This window comes from Solibacillus sp. FSL R5-0691 (assembly GCF_037974225.1).
GTDB lineage: Bacteria > Bacillota > Bacilli > Bacillales_A > Planococcaceae > Solibacillus.
The window spans coordinates 324,276-339,593 of the sequence record NZ_CP150231.1; the positions used below are offsets into that span (position 1 = coordinate 324,276).

The following is a 15,318-nucleotide window of genomic DNA, read 5'->3' on the forward strand; positions in this document are numbered from 1 at the left end:
ATTGCTTTTATTCTACACTTTTTATTTCGGTTTTTGAACTAATTTTGTCATAATCTATTATGCTGAGCATGAGGAAAAACTGTGCGCCGTAATACGTGAACATGATCAGAATATGGGAAGCGGGAACATCAAACATGAAGCGGTTGATCGCCAATACCGAGTCCGACATGATAAAGAGAATGGCTCCGATGACAGCAAACTTACTGCCTGTTCGGAATGATGTCCAACCCATCGTTAAAATAACGAAAATATAGGCGGTCACTGCAATTGCAAGTACGGTATCTCCTTTTTGCAGCAGGCTTCCCGCAATCCAGAACGTCATAACCGCACCGAATAAAGCTAAAATAACTTTTACATATAGTGGTGTGTTCTGGTGGTTTGTTGAACGGAAAGCAAAAATATAGAAAATATGACCGATCAGGAAAAAGCTCAATCCAACAATGAACCACTGCAATGTATAATCGCCAACCGCACAGAAAATTAAACCGGTGGAGATGAGCCAATAATACGGAGATTTCACTTGAACTTTCGTTAAAAAGGCAAGCGCTATAAGTAAAATCATTGGCAAAAGCTTAAAGACCATTTTTAGCGAACTATCGATCGTTTCAAATAAGAATACATAATACAAGCCAAGCCCAAAGAACAGTAAAATCAGAACTTTACGTGCCATCCATTAACCCCCTAAATAAAAATGTTTATATTTAATTACTAAATAACAAAACTATGATTTCAAGAAAATTCAATATATGTTCTATTATGCCAGAAATTATGCGGTTTTACTTGTTTATGAATCTTTTTGGAAGGTTATTCGTACATAATAAGTAAGAGAGGGTGATAGTTATGGGACAATTATTGCTAATAACGGCAATTGGATCACTTTTGATCACATTATTATTAATGCCGTTATCAAAAAAGGTACGCAATAAGGAGCTTTCATCAAAAACATTTACGAGCTTATTTATTACAACATTTATAGTAAGTTTTATTTCAGTATTTTTAACTGTATATATTTCTAAAATCGATCTGAACTGGACGATTTTTCTATACGTAATACCTGTTGTAGCAATTATCGGAGCAATTTTTGCAGTCGGTAAGGAGCAAAAAGTTAAATCAGCAATCGTGCTTGTCAGCATTATTGGGATCGGCTATTTAGTAAGTGCGCCATTTTTAAATGCAGATGAAAAATTCAAGTCTTCAGAGATGAAGGAAAAAACGGAAATTTCGCCGTTTGATGAGACGAAAACACCGGCAAGTGTACCACCAAAGTTCGCTAAAAATAAAATGAAAAAAGCGTTTGGACAAGTGCCAAACACAAGCTATTATGAATTAGGAAACCTGCAAATTCAAAAAGTAAATGGTAACTATGTTTACATTGCACCTGTAGAGTTTTCAGGATTCTTTAAGTGGTTCAACGGAAAAACAACACCTGGTTATTTCACGATGAGTGCAACAGACTCAAGCGATAATCCAAAGTTTGTGAAGGCTGAAATGAGCTATGTTCCATCAGCTTATTTAAATAAAAATCTGGAGCGTCATATTCGTCTCCAAAATCCTTCATTAATTTTCTATGGAGATCCGCAGCTGGAAATTGATGAAGAGGGAAAACCGTATTACATCCGTTCTTACGGCGAATTTATTTCGGCGCGTAACGGCTTTGATGTAAAAGGGATTGTACTTGTTGATGCGGAGACGGGTGCTACAGAAAAAATTGCGATTGCGAATGTACCGGAATTTATTGATGGTGCTGTATCACCGGAAGCGGTAAGTTTGCAGAACAGTTATTACGGTAACTATGTACACGGCTTCTGGAATAGTCTAGTCGGCAAAAAGGATGTTAAGTTGCCGAGTGATGAAGGTACGGAAGCAAATGTAAGCCCGATTTTTATGGAAGACGGGGAAATGTATTACTTCACTGATTTTACAAGTCCTAAAGAGGGCGTTGATTCGATGCTTGGTTATGCATTAACACATGCACGTACGGGTGAAGCAACGTACTATACCGGAAATCTGGAAGAGTCTTATATGGATTCCCAAGGGGCTCTTGAAATTATCGAGAAAAAGTTCATCGAAAAAGAATGGGAAGGCGAAATGCCGATCCTTTACAACTTCTATGGTGAAGCGAGCTGGCTGTCAGCTGTACTGGATGCGAACGGATTCCTGCAAAATTACTTCATCGTCTCTGCAGCAAATCCTGAAATTTCGGCATTTGGTACAACGCCAAATGAAGCATTAAGACTTTATAAAACAGCACTAAGCCGTGGCGGAAGTACGGTAGATGGTACTTCGAATGCTGAAGAAGCTAAGGCGACAGTAAAAGTCGTGCGTGTTTATAAAGAGCGTGTAGGTGATTTCACGATCGTATCATTCCTGGCGAACACAGGCGAAAACTTCATCGTATCTACAGAAGTTGCACCGTTTGCAATCTATTTGCAAGAAGGTGACCAGGCGACGATTACGTATGCAAAAACAGGAGAAGACTTCCAACCTGTAAAAACATTGCAGATTGAAGGGTTGAAATAAACAAAAGGAGTATGCCATTTTGAGGCATACTCCTTTTTAATTGGATTACTTCCAAGTAAAGCCTCGTGAAGCAAGGAAGTCTTTCATATGCGGACGGTTTTGTTGAACTAAGTAATCAGCCATTTGTTTCGTCCATGTCGCAGTCTTCTGATTTGAAGAACGGCTGCTGTAATAGTCTTCCATAATTCCATCATACTCATCCAGAAGTGTTTCATACTTATCAACGTCATAACCGTTTTCATGCAACACCGCAGCTACCGGTAAACGCGGCTTTGTTTCGTTGCGTTTTGTCGGTGTACCGATTGTCATCGCAAACAACGGGAAAACGTATTCCGGTAAATTGAAAAGCTCGCTGATTTCTTTAGGATTAGTACGGGCACCACCGATATAGCAAATGCCATAACCCATTGATTCAGCTGCAATAACGAAGTTTTGGGCAAATAACGCAACATCTGCTACCCCTACAAGAACATTTTCAGCAGAGTCAGCAGAAATATCAACCCCATGCTTTTGACCCGCTACTTGCAAACGTTTGAAATCTACACAAAACAAGAAAGAGGCACCTGCTGTTTTGAACTGGAATTCGTTTTTAGACAGTTCCCCAAGCTTCTTTTTCTTTTCTTCATCCGTTACCCAAATGACACTGTATGCCTGGACAAAATGCGAACTTGCTGCCATTTGTGCCGTTTCGATTAAATCGATGACCGTTTCTTTTGAAATTTCCTCACCTGTATATTTACGAACAGATGTATGACTGCGTAATAATTCTTTTGTATTCACGTGAACATCTCCCTTTTATGTAATAAAACTTAATGGTGTATCCTTCATGCTTATTTTAGTCAATATTTTACTTGAAGTCGATTATTAGCGTCTGTTCAATTCATAGAGATGAAATTTATGCATATCGTTAAATACAGATAAGAGCAATCTGAATTAAATCAGAAAATTTTAAATTTTTTGTGTTGACATATCGGATTAGTATGTTTTATACTGAGACACAACGATGGAACACAAATCACATAACTCTTATCAAGAGCGGCGGAGGGAATAGGCCCTGAGATGCCCGGCAACCAGTAAGTGATGAACTGACTAAGGTGCTAAATCCTACAAAATGGACAATCATTTTGAAAGATAAGAGGAGGCAAACTTGCTCATGCGCAACCCTCTTCTTAACTGAAGAGGGTTTTTTTCATTTAAAAAATCCTCCTCAAAAACACCGATTTCACCATCGATTAAATTTTTGGGGGTAATAAAATGACAAATTTAAGACCAGAAACATTATTATTACACGGGGGTCAAAAACCAGATCCTGAAACAGGAGCGATCGCTGTTCCGGTTTACCGTACAACGGCTTATGCATTTAACGACACTGCTCATGCGCAACGTCTATTTGCATTACAGGAGACAGGAAATATTTATTCTCGTATTATGAACCCGACAGTCGGGGCATTTGAAGAACGGGTTGCTTTATTAGAAGGGGGTACAGCTGCAGTAGGGCTTTCATCTGGCGCAGCAGCAGTAGCATTTTCTATTTTAAACGTAGCCGGTGCAGGGGATGAAATTGTTGCGGCAGGCTCACTTTACGGTGGGACTTACAATTTATTCGCAACTACATTGCCTCGCTACGGCATTACAGTGAAATTTGTGGATGAATCAGATCCTGCAAACTTCCAGGCGGCAATCACGGATAAAACGAAGGCAATCTTCGCTGAAATTATCGGAAATCCAAGCTTAAAAGTACTGGATATTGAAGCGGTAGCAAACATCGCTCATGACAATGGTCTTCCTTTATTAATCGACAGCACATTTGCTTCCCCATACGGAAGTAATCCGATCGAATTCGGCGCGGATGTTGTCATTCATTCTGCAACAAAGTGGATTGGCGGTCATGGAACGACGATCGGCGGGATTGTTGTTGATGCAGGGAAGTTTGATTGGACGCAAGGAAGACATCCAGGATTTACAGAACCGGATACTTCCTACCATGGTCTACGCTACGGCATTGACACAGCAGGCGCTGCATTTGCGACAAAGCTTCGTGTTCAACTATTGCGTGATTTTGGTCCAACATTATCTGCTGACGCGGCATTTAACTTCCTGCAAGGACTTGAAACGCTTCATTTGCGTATTGTCCGTCACAATGAAAATACACAAAAGGTAGCCGAGTATTTAAGAAACCACCCATTTGTGGAGTACGTAAATTACAACGGCTTTGAAGATTTTGCGACACATGATCTAGCGAAGAAGTATTTGAAAAATGGCTTCGGATCGATCATTACATTCGGTATTAAAGGTGGGCGTGAAGCAGGCCGCCAAGTAATCGATAACGTAGAACTGTTCTCTCATGTAGCGAACGTTGGGGATGCCCGTTCATTGATCATCCACCCTGCGAGCACAACACACCAACAGTTATCTGCTGAAGAATTAAAAACTGCCGGCGTATCGGAAGAGCTCATTCGCTTATCGATCGGGTTAGAAGCAGCAGAAGATATTATCGCTGATTTAGAACAGGCATTAGCAAAAGTTGCGGCTGAAGTAGGCGTAGAAACAAACGCATAAAATGTGATGAAAGGCTTAGCTTCTCCCATTCGAGAAGTTAAGCAATTTTTAGAAAATTAATCCCTACTATTTTTATAAGTTTTATTGACAAATATAAAACCTAGTAATACAATGGGGATAATAAAATACCAACCAGAAAAATTTAAAATGATGTTGCAGCATCATTGGAAGAAAAGGAGTTGTTCAACATGGGGAAAGTATACAGTGCACAAAACATTGCAGCCTATATTATTTATGAACTTAATGACGTAAAGGAATTTGTGAACGCTTGCGCTATCCAGCAAATTTTGGCGGATGTGAATACGATGTGGCAGCATGTTTTCGGACACAATGCTTTCTCAGAACAAGCTCACGATCTTTCCACAGAAGGTTATGTTGTAAGAGAAGTAGCCGAAGCATATAAAATTCATGGTACAGCCCATATTTTATCGCCAGCAAGAGAATGGTTTTTAAAGTACGGGGAATTTCAGTTAGTGGAGCGCCCATATGCGGTTCCTGACTACTCGGCAAAAGAGGAAATCGTCATGACCAAGATTTTAACTGCCTATCGTTTACGGGCATTTAATGATATAAACGTGGCAGTATAAAATAATTCCGGAACACTAGCGAGCCCCCTTGCTAGTGTTTTTTATTTTTTGTGGTGTTGATGTATGACGTTTTATTAGAAGAATGAAGAGAGTTATTAGAAGAAGTTTTGGGAATATTAGAAGAAATGGCGATGTTATTAGAATTTGAGGGGAATCATGGTTTGTGTACGTGCTTTTTTAGCCGAAAAATGAATGCAAAAACTGGTATGCCGGTTTTATTAGAACAATGGAGTGGGATATTAGAAGAAGTGTGAGTGATATTAGCACATTGAGCTCGGATATTAGCATGTTTCGTATCCATATTAGAACATTGACAGGATATATTAGAAGATCGCAATTTTATTAGAACATTTTAAAATATATTAGATGATTTCCGAATATATTAGAAAATAACAAAACGCCCTTACTACATAGCCTCAACTATAAGAAGTGACTGGAAATATTTGCGCCTTCCACCCTAAAATAGCTCTTAAAAAATAAAATTTGGATGAATATTGACCGTTTACAGTAAACAAATGTCCTTCTAGGCGAGATTCCCCTTGTTTTCATGTATTATATAAGATAGAATTTGCTTTAAGATAAATTTTTTGAATTATTCGTTAATATATGTGTGTTAAGAATTTGGAGGAGAAAGGCAATGGCAACAATCAAGGCAGCGATCTTAGGATTTGGCACAGTAGGTCAGGGGATTTACCATATTTTAAATGAGAAGAGGCAGGAGCTTCGCGAAAAGCTAGGTGTTGAACTGGAGGTCGCGAAGATTTTAGTTACCGATGCAAGCCGTGAGCGTGTACCGGGGACAAAGCATTTAATGACGGAATCAATGGATGACGTACTGGCAGAAAATAATCTGCAAGTTGTTTTTGAAGCGATTGTAAATGAAGAACCTGCATTTACTTATTTAAAGCGCGCTGTTGAGGCGAAATGCCATGTCATTACAGCAAATAAAGTAATGCTTGCAAAACGGGGCGAGGAGCTCGAAGCATTGGCGAAAGTAAATGGTGTGTTCGTAGGCTACGAGGCAACAGTAGCAGGCGGTGTGCCGATTATCAAAACAATGAAAAATATTCTTTTAGTCAATGAAGTAAGCTGTGTTCAAGGAATTTTAAATGGAACAACGAACTATATTTTAACAAAAATGCGTGCGGAAGGCTGGAGCTTTGAACAGGCATTAAAAGAAGCGCAGCAATTAGGCTATGCAGAAGCAGATCCATTTAACGATGTATCGGGGCAGGACGCATTCAAAAAGCTGATGATTTTATCGAGCCTTGCATTTGGAGAACAGCCAAATTGGGCGGATGTGGAAGTAATCGGCATTGATACAATCTCACCGGAGCAAGTAGCGGAAGCAACAGCACAAGGTTTGCGTTATCGTCATGTGGCGGAAGTGGAAAAACTCGAAGATGGTACGATTCAGGCGAAAGTGGCACCACTACTGGTGAACAATGAACATCCGCTTTATCCTGTGGACGATGTGTTCAATGCTGTAACGATGGAGACAAACTACATCGGAACATTATCTGTAATTGGCCCGGGAGCAGGAATGTATCCGACTGCAAGTGTAATGGTAGAGGATTACGCTGAAATTATCGGTAAACGCGCGGGGTTTACAGTAACTATATAATAAGAAGAGATTAAAAAAGAAGCGAACTCGATGAACGAATTCGCTTCTTTTCTGTTTACTTTGCGTCGGGTGCTTTAACAATTTTATTCTTAGTCTTCATCTTTTATATCGACATCTTCGGGAATCGGTGTATTCCTCCAGATTTCGATCTCTTCTTTAATTCGCTCAAGCTGCTGATGGTACGTATCAAATTGCGCACTATTAATTAAAAAGTGTTCACCATCATGCACTGCTTTAATGCGACCAGCATAAATGTACTGTAAAACCTGATGTTCTGGCATGCCTATATCTGCTGCAGTTTGTTCAACCGTTTTATACATCATGATGCCTCCTTTTTAGTTTTAGTTAATCTTATTATAAATCGATTTTAGAAAAACTTCATCTCGAATAGACTCACAACGTATGATAGCATAATTAATATAATTAAATGAGGTGTGGGATGTGAATATTTTACCGTATTTGTTTGTACTGCTGGCCGCCATGCTTTGGGGGACAGTCGGGACAACGCAAACCTTTTTAACGGAAGGGGTTTCTTCGTTTGCAGTAGCATGTGTTAGGTCGGGTATTGGCGGCGGAGTATTGCTGCTGGCAGTACTTTTAATGCGGAAAATTCCATTTCGTAACTGGTCATGGAAATGGACGATTTTAGCGGCGATTGCGATCGCTTTATTCCAAAGTTTGTTCTTCACCTCTGTCCGCTATACAGGAGTTGCAGTAGGGACGGTTGTGACAATCGGAAGTGCCCCGGTATTTGCAGGTTTCATCGAGTGGGTATTTTGGAAAGTGCGTCCAACTCTCGTGTGGGCAATCGCAACAGTGCTTGCCATTGTTGGCTGCCTGCTGTTGTTTATGAATCAGGGGGAGACGGCGATCAATCCGCTTGGCATCGGGCTCGCATTGGCTGCAGGTTCCATGTTTGCGCTATATACGAATGTGAGTAAGCAATTGATGAAACACGAAGAAACATTGCCTGCTGTTGCAATGACTTTTACCATTTGTGCGTTGCTATTGTTGCCGCTCGCAGCGAAAGACGGGTTTGGCTGGCTGACAGAAGGCGTGAATATTTGGCCGATTCTTTTTATGGCACTTGCTGCTACAAGTTTGGCATACATACTATTTTTAGGCGGTTTAAAGAAAATCAGTTCGTCCGCCGCAGTAACATTGAGCCTAGCCGAACCTTTAACAGCCGCATTACTCGGCGTGTTTTTAGTAGGGGAACATTTAACATTTGTCGCTTGGATCGGTGTTAGTTTGTTATTAGGTGGAATATTAGTGCTGACATTCGGCACAAAGAAAGCTGCTTCATAGGAGGCAGTTTTTTTATTGGTGTAAGTACGCGGTGAAAGTGGAATGAACTGACCATAAAGTGGAAAGTTCTGTGTGAGAAGTAGAACTTTTTAAATGAAAAGTAGAACTTAACGCTGGGAAAGTAGAAAATATCGCATATAAAGTGGAACCTTATTAATTTAAATAAGAAATCTTAAGAATTTCTTCAGATTTACAGTAGAGAGATGTTAAGAATTGGGCTTTATTATAAACTTATAAGAAAAAGTTGTGAGGTGAGCAAGATGAATCAGCTGACGGTGCTCGTTACAGATGATGATCAGGATATCCGGGACGGCATAGAAATTTATTTGAAAAATGAAGGCTACCGGGTGTTGAAAGCGGCGGACGGGCTTGAGGCAATCAAACTGCTTGAACAAAATGAAGTACACTGCATTATTTTAGACATTATGATGCCGAATATGGATGGGATTACCGCCACATTCAAAATTCGTGCAGAACGCAATATCCCGATTATTATGCTCAGTGCAAAGGCGGAACAAACCGATAAGATCCACGGGCTTTCAGTAGGAGCGGACGATTATATTACAAAGCCGTTCCATCCTCTAGAACTGATGGCACGTGTGAAGTCGCAGCTAAGACGCTATGTGAACCTCGGCACGGCTGGGGAATCTGCGCCGCTTGTCGAAGGACTTGAGCTGGATGCGGCTGCTCGGGAAATCCGTGTGGACGGAACTCCTGTTAAGCTGACACCGACCGAATATAAAATTACCGAGCTTCTTCTAAAGAATGCGGGGCGCGTCTACTCGATCAGTGATATTTATGAGCTCGTATGGAATGAACCCGCTTATAATGCCGAAAATATTGTTGCGGTGCATATCCGCAAAATCCGAGAAAAAATTGAAGCAGATCCGAAAAACCCCCGCTATTTAAAAGTCGTATGGGGACTAGGTTACAAAATTGAAAAGTAAGATTTTCTCTTGGGTTGGAGCACTCGGCGCGGCATTCGGTTTTTATTTTCTCGGGACATATTTTATCGACTATTTGACAGGACGTTTTGTACCTTTAGTAAAGCAATTTCTATATTTTCTATCTTCATTCAGCGGAATACAACCCTTTATGTAAGTGGGTAAGGAATACTTGTTTTATTTAATGAAGCGGTTACTTCAATAGCCTGCTGAATGAAGATATGCCCCTGGCGGATGTCACAGATTTTCAAAGGGGAGGATGTCAGCCTAAAAACGTCGCGTCGTGCGACAAAGGCTGACTGACCCACGTCCTGTGGGTCTAAAATCTGGACGCAATTACGCCGAGGCGTAATTGATACTAAGTGAGGAGGAAGAAAAATGAAAAATAATAAAATATACCTCCAGCTTTTTCTTATATTTGTAGTTGTAACGGCAGTCAGTTTGATTTTTACGAGTGGCGGTCGTTATTTAGGAAAAACTTTTTATGAATCGCAAAATTATAACAACGAAGCGGAGAACTTAGTATTTGAGTTTTCGCAGTATGTGTTTAATACGCCGACGGAAGAAGAGTTTAAAGGGGCTTTAACAGTATCGGAGGAGGAAATGGACGATTACCGTACATATTACGGTTCCCTTGCTGAGCAAATTCAAAATATTAAAGAGCAGTATGCAGGCGAAATAGACTCAACACAAGATCAGGAAGTTATCGAGGCAATTAAACAGGAACGTGATGCTAAAATTGCCGACATTAAGAAAAACTTTGAAGATGATGAGTATGTAAAAGAAAAAATTCTAGCAATTAAGAAAAAAGCGATTCAGCAGAAGCTGAAAGAAATTGAAAGAGATAAAAAAGAAATTTTGAGCAAATATGATCACTTTGCTTATGAATTTAAAGATGAGAAAACCGGAGAAGTTTATCGCAATGGTGATATTAGTGAAAAGAACGTCTTTAAAAAAACAATTAACAACTTAGGGAAAAACCTCTCAGGTCTCTATCCGCTTAATTATTATGAGCAAGATAACATGGGGATTCTGCAAGATAGCTACACACTTGAGCAGGATTTATCGGATATTTCGGGTGTTGTAACAGTCCCGGTTAGTTGGATCGAAAACAATCATAGCAATGAAAAAAGTGCATTTATCATTACGAAATATGTTTATTATGGGATTATTCTTGCAGGGATTATCAGTTTCATTTTATTGATGACGTCTTTAGAACCAACGCTTGAGCAATTCAATCGTAAGTTCCAGCTACGTGAAATATTTGAACGTTTCCCGGTTGATATTCGCATCGTAGCAACGCTTATTGCAACATACTTCGCGTTTATATTTAACGGTTCTTTTACAAGATCTATCGAGGCGCTAATCTATTACTATACAGATAATCGTTCCGGCTTTCTTATGGATTTCATCGTATTAGGCGTTTTAAGCTTTGCGCTTATTGTCGCAATCGTCTTTATGGTTGTCTCAATATGGGTAAGCTTAAAAGGACAGCATGATCTGGAAAAAATCTGGCCAGAAACTTTTACGGCGAAGTTTGTAAATGGTGCCATCTCAATGTTTGAAAATCGTTCTATCGGAATGCAGTCACTAATATTGCTTCTTGTTGTTTTCCTTGGAGGCTTTGGATTTGCTGTCGTTATGACATCAGCAAGCTTTGGTGTTTTACTGTTCTATATGTTTTTATTTGTAGTGTTCTTCATTCCGGCACTTTACATTTTTATGCGTCGTATGGGCTACCTGAACCGTATTATGCAGCATACTGAGAACATGGCACATGGCCGTCTTACAAAGGATTTAAAGGTAAGAGGGAAATCTCCTTTAGCGAGACACGCAGAAAATTTAAATGGTCTCCGTGAAGGTGTCCGTAACAGTATGAATGAACAGGCGAAAAGTGAGCAGATGAAAACGGAGTTGATTACGAACGTCAGCCATGATTTGCGTACACCGCTCACATCGATCATTACGTATACGGATTTACTGAAAAATCCATCGATCTCAGAGGAAGAGCGAAAAAAATATATCGAGATTTTAGATGTGAAATCGAATCGTTTGAAAACATTAATAGAAGATTTATTTGAAGTATCGAAAATGGCAAGCGGCAATGTAGAAATTACGAAACAGCGCATCGACTTAGCACAACTGTTGCAGCAGGCGGTCGGTGAGCATGGGGAAGACTTTGCAGCAGCCAATCTGGATTTGCGTATCAATATTGCGGAGCAGCCGATTTATGCTTATGTGGACGGGCAAAAGTGGTGGCGTGTCATTGATAACTTAATTATTAACGCAAGGAAATATTCGTTGGAGGGCACACGTGTTTACGTCAATTTGAAGTCCCATGAAGGCAATGCGGAATTGACTGTAAAAAATGTGGCGAAATACGAACTGAACGAGGAAGCGTCCCAATTAATCGAGCGTTTCAAACGTGCCGATACATCACGTCATACAGAAGGCTCAGGGCTAGGGCTAGCAATTGCACAGTCGATTGTTGATTTGCATGACGGACAATTGGACATCGCCGTTGATGGGGATCTGTTTAAAGTAACGGTTAGTATTCCAATAGAAAAATAATGATTGAACTGCAGCGAGGGGGAGTGTACCTTGCTGCAGTTTTTGTTTTGGCTGGAGCGGGGGCAGGCGAGTACTTATTAGAAGAAAAAAGTTTTTATTAGAAGAAGTGTACCGGATATTTGAAGTTGTGTATCGGTTATTCGAAAATGTTACACATATATTAGAAGAACGGGCCAGGATATTAGAAACTCCGGGATTTATTGGAACAACTGAATGCTATATTAGACAAAAACAGATTTTATTAGAAAACCCCAACCCCACCCACAACCACAATGTAAAAGCTTATTGACTAACGCCATTTACTCAAAATATAGTAAAATGGCAACATTGCAAATGACAAAATAAGGTTAGGAGCAACATGACAATGCGTATACTTTGGGGCATAGTAGCATTAGCGATATATAGTGGACTTACATTTTATCTTGGGTGGAATTTTAGAGCATGGCTGTTGTCGATTCATCAATTTCGCTGGCCGATTGTTTATTGGACAGTGCTGTTTCTCGTATCATACGGTTATTTTATAGGAAAGCTCCATCCACTGTTGACGCCATTTTCGGTGCTCGGCAGTTATTGGATGTTCTTTTTGCAGTACGGGCTCATCCTTTGTATCGTGGCAAACTTGATTATTAAGTTTACGCCGCTTACAACAAGAATGGTCGGTACAGGAGTGGTTGGTTTACTGATCATTTTATTGATTGCAGGTACATATTTTGCATATTCACCGGTAGTTCGAAAAGCTACGATAAATATCGATAAGCCTGGAGACGATATGCGTATCGTGATGGCATCGGATTTCCACCTCGGTTTGTTGTCGGGGAAAGGCCATTTGGACAAGTTTGTCGCGCTTTCCAATGAACAAAATCCCGATTTAGTACTTCTTCCGGGTGATATTGTCGATGATAGTCCAAAGCGCTTTGTCGAAAAAGATATGGGCGAAGTAATGAAAAATTTGAAGGCGACATATGGTGTATACGGAGTACTGGGTAACCATGAATATTACGGCAATGAAATTCCGGAATTTAAGAAGGAAATGGCTGAGGCAAATGTTGAAATTTTAATGGATGAAACCATTTTAGTGGCAAATCGTTTTTATTTAACAGGGCGTGAAGATGCGACGAACAAGAACCGCCTAGCCTTAAATGAAATGCAGCCAGAAAATGTTGACCTGCCTTGGTTTGTCATGAACCATACACCGTTGGATTTGGATGAGCCAGCTAATTTAGGTGTGGATTTTCATGTTTCCGGACATACGCATCGCGGTCAAATGTGGCCAAACCATCTCATAACGGAAAGAGTTTTTGAGTTGGATTATGGCCTGGTTGAAAAAGAGCAGATGCACGCGCTTGTTTCGAGCGGCTTTGGTTTTTGGGGGCCACCGACACGGCTTGGCAGTCGCTCCGAATTATGGGTTATAGATGTGAAATTTAGCGAATAGGATAGGAAAAAGGGGAACGTGAAATGGAATGGATTGAGCTTTTAAAAGCTTTAATTTTAGGATTTGTCGAAGGAATGACCGAGTTTGCACCGGTTTCTTCAACAGGACATATGATTATCGTTGATGATATGTGGCTGCAAACAAAGGAATTTTTAGGTTCCGGTTCGGCAAATACATTTAAAATTGTAATTCAGCTTGGATCGATATTGGCAGTCGTTTTCGTTATGTGGAAACGATTACTGAGCCTAGTTGGATTATATAAAATAGAAGGACAGAAAAAAACGCGGTTTAATTTAGGACATGTAATCGTCGGTATCATTCCAGCAGGTATTTTCGGCTTGCTGTTTGAAGATTTTATCGATGAAAATTTATTCAGTATCAAAACTGTCATTGTAGGACTGATCATTGGTGCCATCTTTATGATTATTGCCGACAAGTTTGGTCCGCGAAGACCGGCCATCACGTCATTGGATGATATTTCGTACAGTAAAGCATTGAAAATAGGGTTTATCCAATGTTTATCGCTTTGGCCAGGGTTTTCACGATCAGGCTCGACGATTTCAGGCGGGGTACTTCTTGGACTGGATCATAAAACAGCGGCGGACTTTACATTCATAATGGCCGTACCAATTATGGCGGGGGCTAGCGGTTTGTCGCTTGTTAAGAACTGGGACCAAATTAATGCCGATCACTTCTGGTTTTATGTAATCGGCTTTGTAAGCGCATTTGTATTTGCACTTATTTCGATTAAATTCTTCCTGAAGCTGATTTCAAAAGTAAAATTAACGCCATTTGCAATTTACCGAATTGTGCTGGCACTCATCTTAATTATTGTATTAGCTGTATAAAGAGATAAAGGAGCTGTCCTGTAATAGGGACCGCTCCTTTTTTACGCTTATTTATTGAACAGATCAAATAAACCGCCGATGCCGCCTTCACCTGCGTCTTTGCCGCCACCACCTTGAGTAACTGGTGCTGCAGCAAATACACGGCTTGCCAGACGGCTGAATGGCAATGATTGTACCCAAACTGTACCAGGGCCGGAAAGCGTTGCAAAGAATAATCCTTCTCCACCGAATAAAGCCGTTTTAATGCCGCTGACCATTTCGATATCGTAATTTACATCTTGTGTCATTGCTACTAAACAGCCTGTATCAATGCGCAATGTTTCGCCTGGCTGAAGTTTACGTTCATAAATTGTGCCGCCAGCGTGTACAAAAGCCATCCCGTCACCTTCAAGCTTCTGCATAATGAAACCTTCACCACCGAAGAAACCTGTACCTAATTTTCTCTGGAATTCTACGCCTACCGATACACCTTTTGCCGCAGCTAGAAATGCATCTTTCTGGCAGATGATTTTGCCGTCCAATTCACTTAAATTCATCGGAATGATTTTACCTGGATATGGGGAAGCAAAGTATACTTTACGTTTGCCCATGCCGTTATTTGTAAACATCGTCATGAATAAGCTTTCGCCTGTAATTAAACGTTTTCCTGCACCAAGTAATTTCCCCATTAAACCGGAGCCATGATTTGCTGAGCCGTCCCCGAATACGGTCTCCATCTGGATCTGATCTTCCATCATCATTAAACTGCCGGCTTCTGCCACAACTGTTTCCTGCGGGTCAAGCTCCACCTCTACAAACTGCATATCATCGCCGTGTAAGACGTAATCGATTTCATGATTTTTCATTTTTATGTCTCCTTACAATTCAATTTTATACTCACGATTATAGATACGCTTGAAAATTCCAAAAGTTTCAAAATGAC

General features: G+C 40.4%; 13 protein-coding genes and 1 riboswitch. Of the genes, 9 read left to right on the forward strand and 4 right to left on the reverse strand.

Translation table 11 applies throughout. The features are described 5' to 3' along the window. Nucleotides 1-7: 7 nt before the first annotated feature. A complete protein-coding gene (locus MKY51_RS01635) occupies nt 8-670 on the reverse strand; it encodes a lysoplasmalogenase (protein WP_339174898.1) in 663 nt (220 codons plus the stop codon). A gap of 170 nt (nt 671-840) precedes the next feature. Here MKY51_RS01635 and MKY51_RS01640 point away from each other — a divergent pair, with 170 nt between their 5' ends. Then, the gene (locus MKY51_RS01640; RefSeq protein ID WP_339174899.1) at nt 841-2,520 is read left to right on the forward strand and encodes a hypothetical protein; all 1,680 of its coding nucleotides are present in this window, start codon (nt 841-843) and stop codon (nt 2,518-2,520) included. Between the two features lie 45 nt (nt 2,521-2,565). Here the strand turns inward: MKY51_RS01640 and nfsA are convergent, their stop codons facing one another. Further along, the gene (nfsA, locus tag MKY51_RS01645; protein ID WP_339174900.1) at nt 2,566-3,300 is read right to left on the reverse strand and encodes an oxygen-insensitive NADPH nitroreductase; all 735 of its coding nucleotides are present in this window, start codon (nt 3,298-3,300) and stop codon (nt 2,566-2,568) included. A gap of 243 nt (nt 3,301-3,543) precedes the next feature. Then, a riboswitch (SAM riboswitch) is annotated at nt 3,544-3,658 on the forward strand. A 116-nt stretch (nt 3,659-3,774) separates the two neighbouring features. Between nfsA and MKY51_RS01650 the strand changes: the two genes are divergently transcribed. From MKY51_RS01650 to MKY51_RS01660, 3 genes are all read left to right on the forward strand, one after another. After that, on the forward strand, nt 3,775-5,079 hold the full coding sequence (locus tag MKY51_RS01650; protein ID WP_339174901.1) for an O-acetylhomoserine aminocarboxypropyltransferase/cysteine synthase family protein: 1,305 nt from the start codon (nt 3,775-3,777) through the stop codon (nt 5,077-5,079). Between the two features lie 188 nt (nt 5,080-5,267). Further along, nucleotides 5,268-5,666, forward strand: coding sequence for a hypothetical protein (locus MKY51_RS01655; RefSeq protein ID WP_339174903.1), 399 nt, complete (start codon nt 5,268-5,270; stop codon nt 5,664-5,666). 637 nt (nt 5,667-6,303) lie between these two features. Beyond that, nucleotides 6,304-7,290 carry a homoserine dehydrogenase gene (locus MKY51_RS01660; RefSeq protein ID WP_339174905.1) on the forward strand — a complete coding sequence of 329 codons (987 nt, stop codon included), beginning with the start codon at nt 6,304-6,306 and terminating at the stop codon, nt 7,288-7,290. 89 nt (nt 7,291-7,379) lie between these two features. On the opposite strand, the gene MKY51_RS01665 is transcribed toward MKY51_RS01660, so the two are convergent. Beyond that, nucleotides 7,380-7,610, reverse strand: coding sequence for a DNA-binding protein (locus MKY51_RS01665; protein ID WP_339174906.1), 231 nt, complete (start codon nt 7,608-7,610; stop codon nt 7,380-7,382). A 121-nt stretch (nt 7,611-7,731) separates the two neighbouring features. Here MKY51_RS01665 and MKY51_RS01670 point away from each other — a divergent pair, with 121 nt between their 5' ends. The 5 genes from MKY51_RS01670 (at nt 7,732) to MKY51_RS01690 (ending at nt 14,396) form a co-directional block, all read left to right on the forward strand. Further along, complete coding sequence (locus MKY51_RS01670; protein ID WP_339174908.1) at nt 7,732-8,598, forward strand: EamA family transporter; 867 nt, start codon at nt 7,732-7,734, stop codon at nt 8,596-8,598. A 260-nt stretch (nt 8,599-8,858) separates the two neighbouring features. Then, nucleotides 8,859-9,545, forward strand: a complete 687-nt coding sequence (locus tag MKY51_RS01675) for a response regulator transcription factor (RefSeq protein ID WP_339174909.1) — start codon at nt 8,859-8,861, stop codon at nt 9,543-9,545. Nucleotides 9,546-9,920: 375 nt separating this feature from the next. Next, nucleotides 9,921-12,113: a histidine kinase dimerization/phospho-acceptor domain-containing protein gene (locus MKY51_RS01680; protein WP_339174910.1), complete on the forward strand. Its 2,193-nt coding sequence runs from the start codon at nt 9,921-9,923 to the stop codon at nt 12,111-12,113. A gap of 364 nt (nt 12,114-12,477) precedes the next feature. Continuing rightward, a complete protein-coding gene (locus MKY51_RS01685) occupies nt 12,478-13,548 on the forward strand; it encodes a metallophosphoesterase (protein ID WP_339174912.1) in 1,071 nt (356 codons plus the stop codon). Between the two features lie 23 nt (nt 13,549-13,571). Then, a complete protein-coding gene (locus tag MKY51_RS01690; protein ID WP_339174913.1) occupies nt 13,572-14,396 on the forward strand; it encodes an undecaprenyl-diphosphate phosphatase in 825 nt (274 codons plus the stop codon). Between the two features lie 47 nt (nt 14,397-14,443). Here MKY51_RS01690 and MKY51_RS01695 read toward each other — a convergent pair whose 3' ends face one another. Next, nucleotides 14,444-15,241: a TIGR00266 family protein gene (locus tag MKY51_RS01695; protein ID WP_339174914.1), complete on the reverse strand. Its 798-nt coding sequence runs from the start codon at nt 15,239-15,241 to the stop codon at nt 14,444-14,446. Nucleotides 15,242-15,318 lie beyond the last annotated feature (77 nt).

Coding starts and splice junctions, on each gene's coding strand:
- MKY51_RS01635 (WP_339174898.1), bottom strand. CDS start 670: ATGGCACGTAAAGTTCTGATTTTACTGTTCTTTGGGCTTGGCTTGTAT.
- MKY51_RS01640 (WP_339174899.1), top strand. CDS start 841: ATGGGACAATTATTGCTAATAACGGCAATTGGATCACTTTTGATCACA.
- MKY51_RS01650 (WP_339174901.1), top strand. CDS start 3,775: ATGACAAATTTAAGACCAGAAACATTATTATTACACGGGGGTCAAAAA.
- MKY51_RS01655 (WP_339174903.1), top strand. CDS start 5,268: ATGGGGAAAGTATACAGTGCACAAAACATTGCAGCCTATATTATTTAT.
- MKY51_RS01660 (WP_339174905.1), top strand. CDS start 6,304: ATGGCAACAATCAAGGCAGCGATCTTAGGATTTGGCACAGTAGGTCAG.
- MKY51_RS01665 (WP_339174906.1), bottom strand. CDS start 7,610: ATGTATAAAACGGTTGAACAAACTGCAGCAGATATAGGCATGCCAGAA.
- MKY51_RS01675 (WP_339174909.1), top strand. CDS start 8,859: ATGAATCAGCTGACGGTGCTCGTTACAGATGATGATCAGGATATCCGG.
- MKY51_RS01680 (WP_339174910.1), top strand. CDS start 9,921: ATGAAAAATAATAAAATATACCTCCAGCTTTTTCTTATATTTGTAGTT.
- MKY51_RS01685 (WP_339174912.1), top strand. CDS start 12,478: ATGCGTATACTTTGGGGCATAGTAGCATTAGCGATATATAGTGGACTT.
- MKY51_RS01690 (WP_339174913.1), top strand. CDS start 13,572: ATGGAATGGATTGAGCTTTTAAAAGCTTTAATTTTAGGATTTGTCGAA.
- MKY51_RS01695 (WP_339174914.1), bottom strand. CDS start 15,241: ATGAAAAATCATGAAATCGATTACGTCTTACACGGCGATGATATGCAG.